A 17,372-nucleotide genomic window follows, 5' to 3' on the forward strand; every position below is an offset into this window, starting at 1 on the left:
GCCCCAAAAAGCGTGTCAAGATTTACGAATGACAGCATCTTCCTGTTCGTATATATTTACATTATTAGTAAAAAGTGATATCATATTTATATCAAATAGATATTTAAATGAAATTGCTACTCCAACTTGAAAGGACGTTGATTACATGAAGGAAAAACAAGCTTGGTCCATTAACGGATTTCTTGGCATATTATTATTTATTATTGGCGGAGGATTAGGGGTTTTACTCCTTACACAGGAACGTATCTTGCCGGGTATCATTTTAATCATACTTGGCGTTATCTTTGTTTCGACGATTACAGCCGTACAGCCGAACGAAGCTTCCGTCGTCACATTCTTCGGCAGCTATCTAGGTACGATCCGGAAGAGCGGCTTGTGGCTCATTGTTCCATTTTCAAATCGCAAGAAAATTTCCTTGCGGGTTCGCAATTTTAACAGCGTCAAGCTGAAAGTCAACGATATCGAGGGCAATCCGATCGAAATCGCCGCCGTCGTCGTGTTCAAAGTCGTCGATACGTACAAAGCCCTCTTTGATGTGGACAGCTATGAGAAGTTCGTCGAGATTCAAAGTGAAACGGCGCTTCGCCATGTAGCAAGCAAGTATCCTTACGACCGATTCGACAGCGAAGGTTATTCGCTCCGGGGAAATGCCGATGAAGTAGCCGCTGAACTTAGTCTCGAACTTCAGCACCGCCTCTCCGTAGCAGGCGTCGAGGTCATGGAATCTCGTCTCACTCACCTTGCTTACTCAACCGAAATCGCAAGTGCGATGCTTCAGCGTCAGCAAGCATCCGCCATTTTATCCGCCCGCCAAACGATCGTTGACGGAGCTGTCGGCATGGTTCAGATGGCCATCTCCCGCCTCGAAGCCGAAGGCTTGCAGCTCGATGAAGAGAGGAAGGCGGCCATGATCAACAATTTGCTTGTAGCCATTGTATCGGACCGCTCAGCGAGTCCGGTCATTAATACCGGCTCGCTTTACTAAACGGGCACCGCTATGGCTCCTAAGAAAAACTTCGCGCTCCGACTCGATCCCAAGCTCTATGAAGCTTTGGAGCGCTGGGCGGAGGATGAGTTCCGGAGCGTTAACAGCCATATTGAGTATTTGCTTCGAGAATCCATGCAGCGTGTGGGGCGATTACCAAAGGTCCGTCCCTATAGCTCTGATTCGGAGAAAGATGAGCAAGTTGATTCTTGAAGGTGTGCCAGGCAGGCACCCTCACCAATAACAACCCCCCTGACCTTCGTAAGGTCAGGGGGGGTTACTACTTTACAGATAAGCTATTTATCATTAAATTGCTTAATTCCAACCCATCTTTACGTGCAACCTCACCTTGATAGACAATCTTGCCTGTGTCTAAATCAACCACAGCCACACCGGGACTTCTCCTGCCGTAATAATTCATATAAAGCCGGTTATCGGCAAACTGTTTCATTTGAACGTGCAGCTCGTCTTGCATCCAATCCTTCAAATTAATTTTTACGTCGCTCTGCAGCTTCTTTTCCGCCAAATTATAATGAACAACCCGCGATTGATCATAGATGTTCAAGGGAGTAAAATACAAATCGTCGCCAATGTAATCAATTCTAAGCTCTCCGGGTTTTCCATTCATGAGCAGATCACGGACGAGCTCGCTTTGAACAGTGGTCATTTGGCCGTTCCAAATATCGTAGTACAGAAGCTCCCGATTCAGGATATCTTTCTTCGCATCCAATGCATAGGAGGTTCGATCGAAAAGTAAATAATGATTCGGCTTCATCATATCATTGGATGATATAAGTGCAGTCGTTGTCTGCGACGTGTGATCCTGAGATACACCAGTTGCAATCAACTGCTTCCCTTCTATGCTTTTTTTATCAAGATCCACGGTATAAATAACGTATTTAGCGTCTTCAGGCTGCGAATATTTGCCGGACTTTTGATATTGATTAACCAACAGTTTCATGCTCTGATCTTTCACATATACATCCAAAACACTGATGTATTCATTCTTTTCTTTAGGCAGCTTCACCTGAAAGGATAGACTGCTCTTCTTTGCTTTCTCCATCACAGAAATGTCAATCATATCCGACTGGACCTCATCCGTTTTAAATCGAAAATCATATTGAGCATATGCAATCAGCTTTTCATCCACATATAAAGCATTCAGGTTCTTTTTCCCTCTCATAAAAGAGCGATATTCCTGGAATAATTCCTGCAATTCATCTTGGTAAAAATAGGTTGAATCCAGCCTCTCCCAGAAAGAATCCTTGTCGTTCGGATACTCGCTCCCCGCTGGACGTATGGCGATCGGCTCAGACATATATTGTCCTCTAACCATTAAATGAGAAACTTCCTCTTCGCGTCCTCCCAATGTTTTGAGATAATAATCAGGTTTATCGACTTCAGACGCAGTGGCATAATATATACTAATCGTTAAAACAACAAATGGAATAAGGACTACAAGTATCCAATAACGTTTCATTGTCCGGGGCGCCTCCTTAAACGGTTACTTTTTTATGCAACAAATATGAACTGAACCATAATGAAAAGACTGTAACAAGGATGCCCATCACCAGTTCCAGCTGAACAAGCTCGCTTGGGAAAAAGAAATCCGGCACCCATATTTCTGAGATCATTTCAGGTAGTATGATGAGAAACACTGCCGCGCCGATATAGAGGATCCCCGCTGCAATCCCTTTGAAACGAAAACTGCGTTCGAGTAAAACGGCTGTAAACAAGATAATCACACTCACCACACCTGCTCCGTAGTACAGAGCAAATTCTATGAAATACGAAGGAAGCAGGATTTTGAGTATAGGGTGGTGCCGAATGATTTCCGAGACTGTCACGTCTTGTCTGAATTCACTTGGAAGCAATGCCTCGAATGCCGTAAAACGAACGTACAGCAGTAGAAATTGATAAGCAACAAGCCCCCAAACAAACAAAACAATGGAGCTCAACTTAGCCAAATACACATTCATTCTCGTAGTTGGCAGCATAAGCAGCCTGTAAGCAAACGTACTTCTACCAACCCACTCCTTATACCAAATCACAAAAATATAGAGGAGAAGCGTCACACCGCATAGACTAATAGACCAATCAAATAAGACATTATCATACCCATTTAAGCTAGCCTTGCCATAATTCTCGACATATTGGACGGCTGTCATTGATTGACTCTCCATCGCTCTTTCGGCATTATTCATATAACCATGCGTATATAACCAAACGTCCAATAATTGCAAAAGTAAGGTAATAACGAACAATGCGCCATAAAATTTGCTAAAACGGACAATCTCCCAGTTCAGCAATTTTCCAAAGTTACTCATGCCAAATACACCTCCCTCATAACATCTACGACGGACTTCCCTTCCTTGGACCGCATTTCCTCCGCATAAAATTGTTTCAACACCCGTCCTTGTTCAAGCAGCACAACTTTATCAATCAGATGTTCAATATCGTGAATTTCGTGCGTCGTTATCAGAACTCCTCGGTCTTCAATCAGATGGCTGGTGAACACAGCCGCGATCTGCTCACGGCTAAACATATCAATCCCTGAGAATGGTTCGTCCATAAGCAGGTAATCAGCATCCAGGGAGAGTCCTAGCAATAAATTCGCTTTCGCCGAATTCCCCTTGGATAAGCTGCCTAGCCGGTCTTCCTTTTTCAATTTAAAAAAAGCTAGCAGGTCCTGCGCCCGCTTCTCATTCCAGTTCGCATAGAAGTCCTGCATAAACTGCATGGCTTCTCCTATTTTCATAGAAGAAGGCATTGTCAATGTATCCGGAATAAACACAATTTTCTCATAGGCCATCTTGTTAACAGGCAGATCGTCAATTCGAATTCGACCACTTCCAATGGGAGTCAGCCCCATAATTGCCTTCATGATTGTGGATTTACCGACACCATTAATGCCAATGAGACAAGTGATTTCTCCCTTTTCCGCTGTGAAAGAAACCTCATCCAGAACATTTTTTTTCCCATATTTCTTAACAATTCGATCGACTTCTATCATTCCTTAACCTCCCTTGCTCGCTCTGCTTCGTACTTCTCTTTGACAAATCGAAGCAGATCATCCGTGGGGAGTTCAATCTTTTTGATGGATTGTATAAACACCTCCACAGCCTCCTGAATAAGCTCTTGACGAATCGAATTCAAAACCTGCTTGTCCGTCGTTATTCGACTAGGGGAATTACCCGCGGTTGTTATCAAATGTTGCTCCTCCATTTCTTTATACGCCCTCTGCACAGTATTGGGATTAATTTGGAGCAAACCTGCAAGTTCGCGTCTAGATGGAATTTCCTGGCCTGCAGCCAACTTACCTGTTGCCATTTCTTCTTTAAAATGCCGGACAACCTGCAGATAAACCGGATCGCGATTGTTAAACGTAATGTTCATCTACCCATCTCCTATGTACTTCTCTAGTAAATCTGGATAATTATAGTGTGTGTATTAACTAACTCATACACTTAGTGTACTATACCCTTCATACACTTCTTTTGTCAAGCGAAAAACTTCTATATATTTACTTTTATGAATTATCATCACCAATTTCATCTTCAATACGACTGGTAGATCCATGCATAAAACCAAAAAACATCCCTGCTAGCCTAAGCTAGAGAGATGTTTTTCGTATTACACAATAACTGTAATTGTCGGTGCAGAAATCGTCGGCTCAACGGTAATGTCAGAAGTCGTATTGGAGAAATCGGAGACTTCGAGAACCACCGGTGCACCAGCTGTAGTTGCTGTAGTAGCTAAAACCAGGGATGCCGTTGTAAGTGTGGACAATCCAGCCACTTGCAGCACACCGTTGACATATACGTTGTAGTAACCGTCTGTCGGAGGTGCTGGAAGGTCTGTAATCGCATTGCCGTTATCATCTAAAAAGCTTGCTGCTGGAATCGTTGTATCCGTCGTAATCATACCCGCTGTAAGAACTGCGCTATATCTTGTTACAGCGGGATCTACCGTTGTTTCAACGGTGCCCCCAGTAGCAACCGGCGCGGAAGCTGTAGCGGTCACAAAAAGTTTAATCAGAGACGCTGCCATAATTTCACCCCCTTCCCTAATTCCCAATGGCTATCTATAAATACGGACGCTTTGGACAATGATGGGGACCCCTTTTTCTGGAACATCCTCTGAAGTTAAAGTTAAAGATCCTTCCCGTATGTGATATAACGTTCGTGGTTGCAGGACACCGTTCACGAAGACCTGTCGATAAGAGATGAGCTTCGGACTCGGAATAGATTGAATCCCATATCCGGGGATCTGATCTTCATTGGTGTATTCTCTTTTTTCCCCATCGGAAATGGCATAGAAGAAATAGGTCTGCGCCAAAAATTTAACGCCTAGACGTTTGGTTCTATGCCTGGACCTTTTTTTTCGTCGTTTAGACGCCTTCTTGGGGCATGGACGACAACTTGCCACATATAAGTGAATGCTGATGTAAATCACCCCGCCAACGCTGACTTCTGTTAGTTCATTTTATGCATAAAATAATTCCAGTAATTGGATTAAGTTATTAGGTACTTCCCCCATTTATGGAAAATAGCAGCCTTAAATACGCGGTATCCTCACATACCTGCTAGTAAATGGGCTAACAATAAGGAGATGATACAGAGGAGGTCGAGGAGGTCACTATGAGATCAACACGGTTGGAAATCATCCCTTTGTCCAAAAACATCGCAGAAAGATTAGAAAAGGGGCTTACCCAACAATTAGGGCTTCTTCGAGGCGGAGTTCAGCCATTCCCTCTTACATCGGAGGAGACACGGATCGTAGACGACATCCGGGCACGGACCCGGAAGGAGAATCGGAATAACGTAACGCGCACAATGGCCTATTGGGCCTGTTACCAGAAGTACCCTGAGCTGCACTGGGCTCTGTTAGCCCATATGGTCTCCCGCAACGGCGGTTGGAACATGACTGATCTGCATGGCGATCTCCTGCCGCACCTTATTGATGCTGATCAAGCTGAGCATCTGTTTGCTTTTCTGGAACGCGCGAACGGGCTTATCTTTCATGATGCTTATCCACAATTGCTTCTATATGAGGAAAGTAAGAAGCGCGAGAAGAAATTGTTTCACTTGCTTCCCCATTTGGACATTTCCAGCTGGATGGTCCCTGTCTGGCATGAATTTTGGACGAGCCCGGACTCCGCCGCGCTGACGATTGCCCTTATTGTGAACGAACAAAATTACATCGAGCAGCGAATTGTCCAGAAGGACCAGTTCCGACAAACCGTGCTAAATAAGGCACTATTTAAAGCCCAGGGCTGGCTGCAAATGAATCAAGTCGCTTTCCCTTATTGGTCTGAGTCCACTGAAACCGGATCCCCCCAGCCTCGTCTGGCTGGACTCATTCTCGAGAATTTTGCCAGCTTGGCTGAACGCATAGCCCTTGGGAAAGGCCTCTACGCGCTTCTAATCGGAGCGCCTGAAGTGCTGCAAGGCGTACTCCGCTTTGCCGCATCGACGCCCCACACGGGGTCACGCGCCGACTATTGGCCTCACTTATTTACCCCCATACAAAAAGCCTCCCCTGATAATTTCTATCAGGAGAGGCTGGATGGCTGCTTCCTCAAGAAGGGAAGCTCGCCTTTGTATAGTCCTACACTTGAGACTGTATGGCCGGATCGGCCGCTACTGCCTGTGGAGCCTGGCGACTGGTTTCAAGATGTCGAAACGCCAATGGGGCATATGCACCCTATCGAAGTGCCGCAGACCATTGATTTAACTCAGGCCATGAGCGAAGGGCTTCATAGCATTGAGCTCGCCATACTGGCTGCGCAGGCTATGAACGTCGTCCGATAAGGCGGCTTGCTTTGCCGATCAGCTTTTGGACGGGCACTGGGAAATTCTTGACATCGTCCTTCGTAACCACACGCGTAACCATAAGCATCAACGGGTATAAAGCAGCCGTGAAGCCGCAAACGAGTATTGCGTTGATCCCTTCATTGATCCTGTACAAGCTGGTTGGATGTACATACGTGTGGGTCAACCACTCCGCCGCGAGGCCTAAGCCGGCAATGACCACAATTGAAATCGTTAAACCGATAAAACGTCGTCCAAGAATGGTGAAGCTCACTTCTTTGCGCAGCGTGCGCAAATTGAGCCATGACATGGCGATGAAGCAAAGCCCTGTGGAGCCAATAATCCCATATATGCCAAACATTGGAGCGAGCAAGAAGCTGCCGGCCAGCTTAACGGCAATACCAACGGCAACATGCAGCATCAGCGGTTTCATACGTCCCATGCCCATTAATACAGCACCGGAGGTCTGCATGACAATTTGGAACATTGCGCCTAAAGTCAGCAAGGAGATCATGTAAGGTCCATGACTCATCCCATAGGCTGTATCTTCGTGTCCGAACATGAAGAAATCAAGCGGACGGGCAGCAATAGCGATCACAAGCACCGCAGGCAATCCCGATAAAATAGACAGCTGCAGCACTCTGGTTGTTTGATGCCCTACCTGTTTCAGATCTTTGCGGGAGTAAGCCGCTGAAATAATCGGCACTACGGATTGACTGAGGGCAATCGCCAAAATAATCGGGATACCCGCCAAGGATTGCGCCCGGCCCCCGATAATACCGACCAATCCAAGCGCTTCGCTGCTCCCAATCGTCCCCTCCAAGAGGGGAATGATGATCGAGGTATCGATCGCATAGACCAAGGTAACCGTCACCGAGAAGATGACGATCGGAATCGAGAGCTTCAGCAGGCTGCGGTAGATCTCACTGTACCTTGCAGGTGCTGTTGCAGGTGCCGAGGAATGTCCAGCGGCGGTTTCATGAGCCGCAGCGTGAGATACATTTTCTTTCAGCCTTTGAGCGTCCCGACGTTTTAGCTTCATCGCATAGTAAAGCATAACGGCAAGTGCAGCGATTCCGCCCATAACTCCGCCGAAAGATGCTCCCGCAACTCCCCAACCTAGGCTAATATTTAATAAAATAAAGGCAAGACCAATCGAGGTCACCAGTCTGAAAACTTGTTCCACCACTTGTGAGACCCCGTTAGGCATCATGTTTTGTCGGCCTTGGAAATAACCGCGCATAATGGCAATCAGCGGGAAGAACAACATGGCCGGTGCGATAGCACGAGTGGCCAGCGTAGCGTCAGGTCCCCCGTGTGATATTTGTTCCGCATAAATCGGCGCAAACACATATAACAGCAAGGTCATGAATGCGCCAGCAACAATAGCAAATAAAATAGCCGCGCGATAAATTCGCTCCGCCTCGGCAGGTCGTCCGATTGCGTATTTCTCCGATACCATTTTGCTTAACGCGCTGGGAATCCCCGCCGTCGCTACCACAAGTAGAATAGAGTATAAATTAAAAGCTATCGAATAACTGCCCATTCCCCCCTCGTGCAGCAGGTGAACCAGCGGAATACGCTGGAAAACGCCGAGAAACCGCGCTACAAGCGCGGCTACGGTGAGAATGAGCGTCCCTTTTACAAGAGAATCTTTGGTTTCCTTCGTCAATTGTGTTCCTACTCTCTAATCCCGTATTCAAACAACATCATCTTCAATTAAAAAACCCAAATCAAGAAGAGAACAATCATCGCCAGCTGCAGCACGATTTTGACAGCGCTGCTGGCAAAGAAACCGATCACGGAGCCTATCCCGGCGCTGATCGCATTTTGCCATTTGGTGCCGATGATGATTTCACCAATCACAGCGCCTAAGAAAGGCCCTATGATTAACCCGAAAGCCGGAATGACGAAAGGTCCCACAATAAGACCAATCGTACTCCCGATCACAGCCGCCTTCGAACCTCCGAATTTCTTGACTCCCATTGCGCTCACAGCGTAATCGGCAACCATAATAATAAGGACAATCAGGGTTTGCGTGGTCCAGAACACCCAGCCAAACGGCTCAAAGCTGATCAGCCAGCCATATAGGAAGAACGCCGCATATATAGCCAAAACACCAGGCAGCACTGGATAAACCGCACCTATCATACCTACGACAAATAAAAGAATGACCAAGCTCCAGGCTAACGTGATCATGGGCTCATCTCCATCCGATATTGTACTGGCTAAAAGTCACAAGGCTTTTACAACATATAAGCATGAATGATTTTGGCAACCGCACTTTCTTCGTTCGTCACCGTCGTGATATCCGCAATCTGTTTGACTTCATCCTGCGCATTGCCCATGGCAACACCAAGACCTGCTTCACGAATCATCGTGATATCATTCTGGCTGTCCCCCATCGCAATCACTTCCGACATCTGAATCCCCAGAAGCTGACAAACCGCCTCCACACCGCTTGCTTTGCTAATCCCAAGCGGGTTTAACTCAATGTTTGACGGATGAGAGTTGGTGATTTCAAGCGTTCCCCAGCTCTCTGCAATTTCGCGAATACGCTGCAGCTTCTCCGCATTTTCCGTGAAGAAACCGAACTTCAGCCATTCGCCGTTCGGGATGTCCAGGCCTTCGCGCTCGCGGTTGAAAACACCTTCGACTGAGTAGGCCCACCACCAGCAGTCATGCTCCTCAGCCAGCGCATGTAATCGGCTCACGGTCTCGACCGGAAGCAGTGTCCGCCGAAGCAGCTTGTTCGGCGACTCCCATACTTCACTGCCATTCACCATAACCATAGGCGTAGATAGCCCCAGCTCTTGAATGTAAGGCATGGCGCTTATGGCGCCGCGGCCGGTCGACATGATGACGATCTTGCCAGCTTCCGTCGCTTGACGAATGGCGGATTGATTTTCCGGCGATATTTTTTTCTCCTCATCCAGTAAGGTACCGTCCATATCGAGGGCAATTAACTTATAAAGTCCCACGTTCCCCATCTCCTGTCTATACGGTTGTCGTCCTTGATAGACCTAGTAAGCAGCGAGCACTTTCTTAGGCAGCTCTTCCATAAAAGTCATATGCCAGAGGGCAAAAATATAGATCGTCCAAATCCGGCGTGCATAATCGCCCTGGCCGTTACGGTGCTTCTGAAGCATCCGTTCTACCGTGTTCATGTTAATGTAATCTTCAATTCCGCTGGCTTTGATCTGCTCGAGCAGCACATCCCCCATCGAACCTTGCACCCATTGGCGCAAAGGTACCGGGAAGCCCAGTTTCGGACGGTTCAGAATCGGATCAGGGATAATGCCTTCCATCGCTTTGCGGAAAATATATTTAGTCGTTCCATTGGCAATGCGATATTTCGCCGGGATGCGGCGTGCCACATCGAACAGCTCCTTATCCAGGAAAGGAACGCGCAGTTCAAGCGAATGCGCCATCGTCATTTTATCGGCTTTCATCAGGATATCGCCGGGCATCCACAGATTCATATCGATATACTGCATCCGGCTGACCGGATCAAGATGTTTGGTCTTGTTGTAATAGTCTCCAGCGATCTGCACAGGATTCTTATAAGCTCGCAGCATTTCCATATCGAGACGCAGCACTTCCGCTTTCATATCCTCTGTGAAAATCTTCGCGTTACCAAGGAAGCGCTCCTCCAGCGGCGTCGTACCGCGCAAGACATAATTGCGCCCCTTCACGCTGCTTGGCAGCATCCGCGCGAAGCGGTTCAGCATGCGCTTGATCGAATGCGGCAGCTGATCAATCGGCCGCAGTGACTGCGGCTCACGATAGATGCGGTAGCCGCCGAACAGCTCGTCCGCGCCTTCGCCGGACAGCACAACCGTCACGTGCTCGCGCGCAAGCTGCGCCACGTGATAGAGGGCAATGGCCGAAGGATCGGCAACAGGCTCGTCCTGGTGCCAGATCGCCTTCGGCATCGTGCTGAAGAAGTCATCCTTCGTGATGACTTTGTCGTAGTGCTCTGTGCCAAGCGCCGCAGCCGTTTGGGCGGCGATTGGCGTCTCGTTGTTGGCGCCTTCGAAGCCAACGGAGAACGTGCGGATCGGTTCAATGTTCCGCATGTGGGTGGCGATGGCCGTGGAGTCAATTCCACTGGACAAGAAGCATCCGCGCTCCACATCACTGACCATGTGGTGCTTGACGGAGTCCTTCAACGTTTCGCGGATTTGCTCTACGTAATAGTCAAAAGGACGTTCCTCCGGCTCAAACATCGGATCCCAATACTTATGTATGGACATTTCGCCATCGAAGGTTACCTTGACATAGTGGGCCGGCGGCAGTTTGTGGATGCCGTGGAACATTGTGTTCGGCTCCGGCACATACTGAAACGTCAGATAGTTCAGCAAGCTGTCCGTATGGATCAACCGGTTCATGCCATCCGCAGCGAGCAAGCTCTTAATTTCCGAGCCAAACAAAAACTGACGGTCGTTGACATGATAATAAAACGGCTTAATGCCGAAATGGTCTCTCGCTCCGAACAGCTGCTTCTTTTTCTTGTCCCAGATCACGAATCCGAACATGCCGCGTAGATGCTTGACGCATTCCTCTCCGAACTCCTCATAAAGGTGAACAATAACCTCCGTATCGCTATGCGTGCGGAATTGGTGCCCGCGTTCCTGCAGCATTCCGCGTAACTCTTTGTAATTATAAATTTCCCCGTTAAAAATGATCCAAACGGAATCATCCTCATTGGCTAGCGGCTGATGCCCTTCTTGAATATCAATAATGGACAACCGGCGAAAGCCTAGACCAATCCGATTATCCGTCCAAAAACCGGAATCGTTCGGTCCCCGATGCACAATCACATCCGTCATTTGCTGCAGCATAGCAACTGTTGGTTCTCTATCTTCAAAATACATCACACCCGTAATACCACACATGGTGAAACTCACTCCTCCGTACCATTCATCAAACTATCTCTCGCGAATACCGATACATTAGTATACCATATCCGTCCGCCATACTGGAAATAGGATGAAAGTACGCATTCAGCTGTCTATCATAGGAAAATGAAGGTAATGATCAGTCTTTTTAATGAAGCTGTGAATCGCGTCGTTTTCATGCTGTCCCCCACCTTTCTTTTCTCTACGCACAAAAGTTTACCTCGTGCAACTTTTGGCGTATAGGAGGGTTCTCCTCCTTACCTCAACATATGCTCAAGAATGATAAACGGTTCCACCTCTTATATATTGCTTCCTGTAGGCAAGCGGTGAGAGACCTATTTTGGCACGAAAACAGTTCGAGAAATAAGCGGCATGATGGAAGCCCACCTCCTCCGAGATGCGCTCAATCGACCACTGCGTTTTCAGCAGCAGAAGCTTGGATTGTTCAATTCGATAGGCAAGCAAATACTCGAGTGGCGTGCAGCCATAAACACTTTTCATACAGCGGCTCAAATAATTCGGATGAAAATGGAACTCGTCAGCCAACCTCTCATTGGTCAAATCTGCCGAGTAATGCTGCTTGAGATAAGCTTCGATTCGCTCAGCCAACCTATGTACTTTGGATTGTTCATCGGGCTTATTTCCAATATCTAACGCACGCAAAATTTCGGTAAAAATGCGCTGCTCTTCCCAGAACGATACCGACCTCTCCGAGACGGACATTTGTATAAGTTGGTGCCAAAGCTCTTGGATCCGCTCGGTGTCCGATGCTGCCCCTTGTTGATGCAGAGTAATTTCATTTTTTTGAGGTAAAACGAATTCACTGCGCGCAGAGGGCTTGCTCTCTCTGATCATGTAAGGGCTGCTGGTTTGAAAATGAAGCCAATAAAAATGGCATTCCGCATCGCAAGGACGCACGGCATAATGATATTTATCCGGAAGCAGCAGCACGTATTGGCCCTCGGTCAAGCTCCACGTCAACTCCTCTTCCCCCAAATGAAGCGTACCCTTCGTAACGAGAAGAAGATCATACATACCTAACCCTGCGCGATCCGGATGCGTGTCCCCTGCGTGGTACATCCTGAAACCGCTCTCCAAATAATAAGGAAGAGGCGGTGCAGCTAACGATATCTCTTTCATTTGGCGGCGGACTCCTTTAATTCGTTGTGTGAAATTTTATAAATAACTGGTTGTATTCCTACCTGTTACTTCCCCAGTATCCCTCATATAATTGGAGAAAGTAAAGCCTATTTCGCAAATTCGGGAGGTTGCTTCATGTCAAATGCACTGCTGCAGGCCAAGCACAAATTGTCTTTGAATCAAATCCAAATCAACGATGACTTCTGGAATCATTACGTCAACCTTGTTCGCAATACGGTCATTCCCTATCAATGGGAAGCGCTGAATGATCGTGTTCCCGATGCTGAACCTAGCCATGCCATCCATAATTTCCGAATTGCCGCAGGCTTGGAAACAGGGGAATACCACGGTTGGGTGTTTCAGGATTCCGATCTCGCCAAGTGGCTCGAGGCCGTCGCCTACTCCCTTCAACAGCAGCCTGATGCTGCGTTGGAACAGACCGCAGATGAGACCATTGACCTGATCGTGCAAGCGCAGCAAAGCGATGGTTATTTGAATACATACTTTACAATTAAAGAGCCTGGCAAGCGTTGGACGAACTTATACGAGTGCCATGAATTATATTGCGCAGGTCATATGATTGAAGCTGCCGTTGCGTATTTTGAGGCTACAGGGAAAAGAAAACTGCTGGATGCAATGTGCCGTTTTGCGGATCATATTCAGGATGTATTCGGACCCGAAGAAGGAAAGATTCGAGGCTATGACGGGCATCAGGAGATTGAACTCGCCCTGGTCAAATTGTATACGGTAACGAAGCAGGAGAAATATCTCCAGCTTGCCTGCTATTTCATCGATGAGCGAGGACAGCAACCGGATTTCTTCGATGGGGAGTGGGAGCGCAGGGGGAAAACATCCATCTATCGGGCAGGTGAAACCCCATTGCCGAGTCTGAGCAGCATTTATAATCAGAGCCATCTGCCTGTTCGTGAACAAGATACGGCTATCGGGCATTCGGTGAGAGCCGTATACATGTACACGGCAATGGCTGATTTGGCGAGACTGACCGGGGACGAGAAGCTGCTTGCCGCATGCAAGAAGCTCTGGGCGAATATGACGCAGAAGCAAATGTACATCACGGGAGGCATCGGATCGACGCACCATGGGGAGGCGTTCTCGTTCGATTATGATCTGCCGAATGATACGGTGTATGCCGAGACTTGCGCTTCCATCGGTTTAGTGTATTTTGCTCAGCGTATGCTGCGTCTCGAAACGCGGAGCGAGTATGCCGACGTGATCGAGCGGGCGTTATATAACATCATCATCGGCAGTATGAGTCAGGATGGGAAACGATTCTTTTATGTGAATCCGTTGGAGGTTTGGCCACAAGCTTCGGCGAACAATCCCGGCAAACGTCATGTGAAAGCAGAGCGTCAGAAATGGTTTGGATGCGCTTGCTGCCCTCCCAACTTGGCGCGGATCCTCTCTTCACTTGGGGAGTATATTTATACGACTGAAGCAGGACGAATCAACTGCCACTTGTTTATCGGCAGCGAAAGTACGATTACGTTGGATGATGCAACGCAAGTTGGGCTGAAACAAGTCTGTTCCTTGCCTTGGAGTGGGGAAGCTTCGCTTGAACTAAGCTTGGCTCAGCCGCGCTCGTTCACACTAGCTTTGCGTGTGCCTTACTGGTGCGACAGCCAACCGCAATTGCTCATCAACGGTGAAAAAGAGGATGCGTACACGGTTGAGAATGGCTACACGATTATCGATCGCATTTGGACGGAGGGTGACACCGTCACTTGGCTGCTTCCGATGGAGGCACACCTTATCCAAGCGAATCCGCTTATCCGCAGCAATGCCGGGAAAGCCGCGATTCAAAGAGGGCCGCTTGTATACTGCGTTGAGCAGGTCGATAATGGCGCTCCTCTGGCAAGCCTTAGCCTACAAAGTGGAACGAGGCTGAAAGTGGAGGCCGACACGAGTGCGCTCGGTGGCACGGTGAGGATTGAAGCTGAAGGCTTTAGGGATGCTACCCCTGAGGCTTGGGCTTCGGCGGAGCCGTACCGTCGCTGGGCGCCGTCGGCCGAGCCTGTCGCCTTGCAGGCGGTTCCCTATTTCCAATGGGGGAATCGTGGGGTTGGCGAGATGGCGGTGTGGATTCGGGTACACCAGTGAAATTAGGAAAGAGGCTGCTTTTTGAAGCGGCCTCTATTTTTGTGCTTGTATTTGGTCTTGATTTCTTGGTTTCTCAGTTAGAGGGAACCCTGGTACGCTATTTTGCCAATTACCACTTTTTTAAGGTTTAGTGGGAACTACATGGCTCTATTTCGATGTATTTCCCTGGAAATGCAGAGTTTGCGAACAAATAAGACCCTACAGTTCCCTCGTGAGCGAAGAGACATGGCCAACCCTACCAAGTCCGCTTCCCGCCGCCAAGCTTCGTCAAAACGCCATCGTTAGCAGCGTCGTAAGCTTGAAAGATTTTCGCCGCAATCGGAGAGGCACCATAGCGCCCGAAGCCGCCTTCGGGCACGACTACCGCGACGGCAAGCTTCGGGTTCTCGACCGGCGCAAAGGCGATGAACACGGCATTTTCAACCGAGCCTCCCGACACGCTTTGGGTGGATGTGCCTGTTTTGCGCGCCACATTAAAAGGCAGCTCCTCGATCCCTTCAGCCCCGCTTTTCATCCCGTGGATAATGGTGTTCCAATGCTCTTTGGCAAACTCGGCGGAGAAATCCTCCAGTACTTCCGGCTCTATTTTTCTAACCAACTGGCCTTGGTAGTCGCGAATTTCATCTACGAATAGCGGCTTCATCCGCTTCCCCCGACTAGCCAAAGTAGCTGTGTACTGAGCGAGCTGCAAGGTTGTCGTTTTCTCGTTTTGTCCCCATGATGCATAAACCATAGCGGATTGATAACTGTCTTTCACAGCATTTTTGATAAAATCGTTCGATCCTGCAAGCTCGCCCGGAAGGCCGCTGCCTGTTTTGACGCCCATTCCGAATTTCGCCATGTATTCCGCCCATTTGGCTGTCACTTCCGGATTCTCTCTGCCGTATTTGGCCCAGAAAGGAATCCCGACTTTTTCAGACATGAACGTATTAGAGGAGTGTTCAATCGCCCCAGCAGCATCCATCGCTCCGTAAGCCGCTTTCCCCGAATTGGTGATGGTGCTGTTGCCTCCTTTACCAAAACTGAACGACCCCGTATCGTAATAAACATTGCCGTACTCGCTGAAAAAATTCTCCTTAAGCCCAATCAACACGGACATAGGCTTAATCGTGGAACCCATGAACACAATGGATGATGGATGTTTCGCATTTTCTTTTTCATCTGGATACTTAGCTTTTGCTGTTCGAATACTGCCATTGGGAATAAAGCTTTCAATTTCTTTGTAGACGCTTGCCGACATGCCGCCGGTCCAGGCGTTTGCATCGTAATCCGGATAGTTCGCCATCGTAACCACCCGTCCCGTATCCACCTCCATAGCCACTGCAAAACCGGAAGCTGCCTGCATCCCAACACTCATATACAAATCATTGGCGTGCGACGGGCTGCGCAAATAGCGAATATGCTCCTCCAGCATTCGTTCTGTCGCTTTTTGGATATCTTTATGTATAGTCAAATATAAATTATTTCCTTTAACGGGAGCCGTGACTTCGGCTCTCCCAATGATTTTGTTAACGGCGTCCACGGGGTAGGTCTTCCTGCCGTTTCTGCCGCGCAGCTCATCCTGATACATGCGTTCAATGCCATCGAATCCCACATTTTCCGAGCTCAAATATTCCTGGACCATAGGGCTGTCTTTGTAGATTTCTTTGGCTGTCGGAGAGGTAAAAGAGTTCGTATACCCCACTAAATGCGTAGCAATGGTCGTGTTGCCGTCATCATCCAGTTCATAGGTGCGGATGCTTTCCTCCGTTACGTCCAACCATTTAAATTCATCGCGATGCTCTAAAAGGTAGGCGATCTCTTCACTGGACAAATCCGCCTTAATTCTTCGTGGAACCCAGTAATAGCTTGGTTTCTTGATTTCAACCTTATGGTAGTCGTAGCCAATGTCCATGGCTAGAATGATTTCTTCCGGCGTCGGACTTTTTGAGTTTGGTTTGGCATACTTGTCGAAAACATCCGCTTTCAGCCGATTCGCGATAGCAATTAATTCATCTAACTTTTGCGCGCTGGGATCAATTCGAAAAAATAAGGATTGCATGGGAATGGTATACGCAAGCGGAGATTTCGAGGAGTCGTAGATGTTCCCGCGAATGGGAGCAATTTGTATCGTTTGTGTGCCATTTCTATTCTCTGCGGCTTTATGTATTTTCGTTTCAACAAACTGCAGCATAGCCAATCGCACGATCAGGATGGAAAATAAGACAAAGGTTACAAAGAAAAAAAGATTGATCCGCAGCGAAAAATGTCTCTTTTGAGCAAGCTCTTTTTTCCTCGGATCATCCGTAATCGGCGATTTCATCACTGTAAAGCCCCCTTCTGTGTCAGGATGTATCCTGAAACAGACGCAGCGGCCTGGAAATAAGTTCACTAAAATTTGGAAAACTCGGCTCATTCCCAAGACAAGCCCACAAA

The 17,372-nt window shown here is 48.0% G+C and carries 16 protein-coding genes; 4 read left to right on the forward strand and 12 right to left on the reverse strand.

The genetic code is table 11. The features are described 5' to 3' along the window. Positions 1–145 precede the first annotated feature (145 nt). A complete protein-coding gene (locus tag ACUN27_RS31810) occupies positions 146–985 on the forward strand; it encodes an SPFH domain-containing protein (RefSeq protein ID WP_315953247.1) in 840 nt (279 codons plus the stop codon). Positions 986–997: 12 nt separating this feature from the next. Then, positions 998–1,198 (forward strand): Arc family DNA-binding protein, encoded by a 201-nt coding sequence (locus ACUN27_RS31815; protein ID WP_315953246.1) that lies wholly within the window; start codon positions 998–1,000, stop codon positions 1,196–1,198. A 67-nt stretch (positions 1,199–1,265) separates the two neighbouring features. Here ACUN27_RS31815 and ACUN27_RS31820 read toward each other — a convergent pair whose 3' ends face one another. From ACUN27_RS31820 to ACUN27_RS31845, 6 genes are all read right to left on the reverse strand, one after another. Further along, positions 1,266–2,465 (reverse strand): hypothetical protein, encoded by a 1,200-nt coding sequence (locus ACUN27_RS31820; RefSeq protein ID WP_445560231.1) that lies wholly within the window; start codon positions 2,463–2,465, stop codon positions 1,266–1,268. 16 nt (positions 2,466–2,481) lie between these two features. Beyond that, the gene (locus ACUN27_RS31825) at positions 2,482–3,312 is read right to left on the reverse strand and encodes a hypothetical protein (RefSeq protein WP_445560232.1); all 831 of its coding nucleotides are present in this window, start codon (positions 3,310–3,312) and stop codon (positions 2,482–2,484) included. Next, positions 3,309–3,998, reverse strand: coding sequence for an ABC transporter ATP-binding protein (locus ACUN27_RS31830; RefSeq protein ID WP_315953243.1), 690 nt, complete (start codon positions 3,996–3,998; stop codon positions 3,309–3,311). Before ACUN27_RS31830 ends, ACUN27_RS31825 begins: the two co-directional genes overlap by 4 nt. Continuing rightward, complete coding sequence (locus ACUN27_RS31835) at positions 3,995–4,381, reverse strand: GntR family transcriptional regulator (protein ID WP_127452941.1); 387 nt, start codon at positions 4,379–4,381, stop codon at positions 3,995–3,997. The genes ACUN27_RS31830 and ACUN27_RS31835 overlap by 4 nt, the downstream gene beginning before the upstream one ends. A 237-nt stretch (positions 4,382–4,618) precedes the next feature. Then, positions 4,619–5,035, reverse strand: coding sequence for a DUF4183 domain-containing protein (locus ACUN27_RS31840; RefSeq protein WP_315953241.1), 417 nt, complete (start codon positions 5,033–5,035; stop codon positions 4,619–4,621). A 30-nt stretch (positions 5,036–5,065) separates the two neighbouring features. Then, the gene (locus tag ACUN27_RS31845; RefSeq protein ID WP_445560233.1) at positions 5,066–5,440 is read right to left on the reverse strand and encodes a DUF4183 domain-containing protein; all 375 of its coding nucleotides are present in this window, start codon (positions 5,438–5,440) and stop codon (positions 5,066–5,068) included. Between the two features lie 185 nt (positions 5,441–5,625). Here ACUN27_RS31845 and ACUN27_RS31850 point away from each other — a divergent pair, with 185 nt between their 5' ends. Next, positions 5,626–6,798 carry a DUF2515 family protein gene (locus ACUN27_RS31850; RefSeq protein ID WP_315953240.1) on the forward strand — a complete coding sequence of 391 codons (1,173 nt, stop codon included), beginning with the start codon at positions 5,626–5,628 and terminating at the stop codon, positions 6,796–6,798. Here ACUN27_RS31850 and ACUN27_RS31855 read toward each other — a convergent pair. The 5 genes from ACUN27_RS31855 to ACUN27_RS31875 all read right to left on the reverse strand — a co-directional run bounded on the left by ACUN27_RS31855 (position 6,779) and on the right by ACUN27_RS31875 (position 12,839). After that, a complete protein-coding gene (locus ACUN27_RS31855) occupies positions 6,779–8,470 on the reverse strand; it encodes a putative polysaccharide biosynthesis protein (protein ID WP_445560234.1) in 1,692 nt (563 codons plus the stop codon). The genes ACUN27_RS31850 and ACUN27_RS31855 overlap by 20 nt on opposite strands. Before the next feature lie 47 nt (positions 8,471–8,517). Next, positions 8,518–8,997 (reverse strand): DUF456 domain-containing protein, encoded by a 480-nt coding sequence (locus tag ACUN27_RS31860; protein ID WP_127452951.1) that lies wholly within the window; start codon positions 8,995–8,997, stop codon positions 8,518–8,520. 47 nt (positions 8,998–9,044) lie between these two features. Next, a complete protein-coding gene (locus ACUN27_RS31865) occupies positions 9,045–9,779 on the reverse strand; it encodes a Cof-type HAD-IIB family hydrolase (protein ID WP_315953237.1) in 735 nt (244 codons plus the stop codon). A 42-nt stretch (positions 9,780–9,821) separates the two neighbouring features. After that, complete coding sequence (gene asnB / locus ACUN27_RS31870) at positions 9,822–11,696, reverse strand: asparagine synthase (glutamine-hydrolyzing) (RefSeq protein ID WP_445560235.1); 1,875 nt, start codon at positions 11,694–11,696, stop codon at positions 9,822–9,824. Between the two features lie 276 nt (positions 11,697–11,972). Continuing rightward, complete coding sequence (locus ACUN27_RS31875) at positions 11,973–12,839, reverse strand: helix-turn-helix transcriptional regulator (RefSeq protein WP_315953235.1); 867 nt, start codon at positions 12,837–12,839, stop codon at positions 11,973–11,975. Between the two features lie 135 nt (positions 12,840–12,974). Between ACUN27_RS31875 and ACUN27_RS31880 the strand changes: the two genes are divergently transcribed. Then, a complete protein-coding gene (locus tag ACUN27_RS31880; protein ID WP_445560236.1) occupies positions 12,975–14,957 on the forward strand; it encodes a glycoside hydrolase family 127 protein in 1,983 nt (660 codons plus the stop codon). A 235-nt stretch (positions 14,958–15,192) separates the two neighbouring features. On the opposite strand, the gene ACUN27_RS31885 is transcribed toward ACUN27_RS31880, so the two are convergent. Further along, on the reverse strand, positions 15,193–17,259 hold the full coding sequence (locus tag ACUN27_RS31885) for a peptidoglycan D,D-transpeptidase FtsI family protein (protein WP_445560688.1): 2,067 nt from the start codon (positions 17,257–17,259) through the stop codon (positions 15,193–15,195). Positions 17,260–17,372: the final 113 nt, after the last annotated feature.

Source organism: Paenibacillus sp. WC2504 (genome assembly GCF_052682475.1).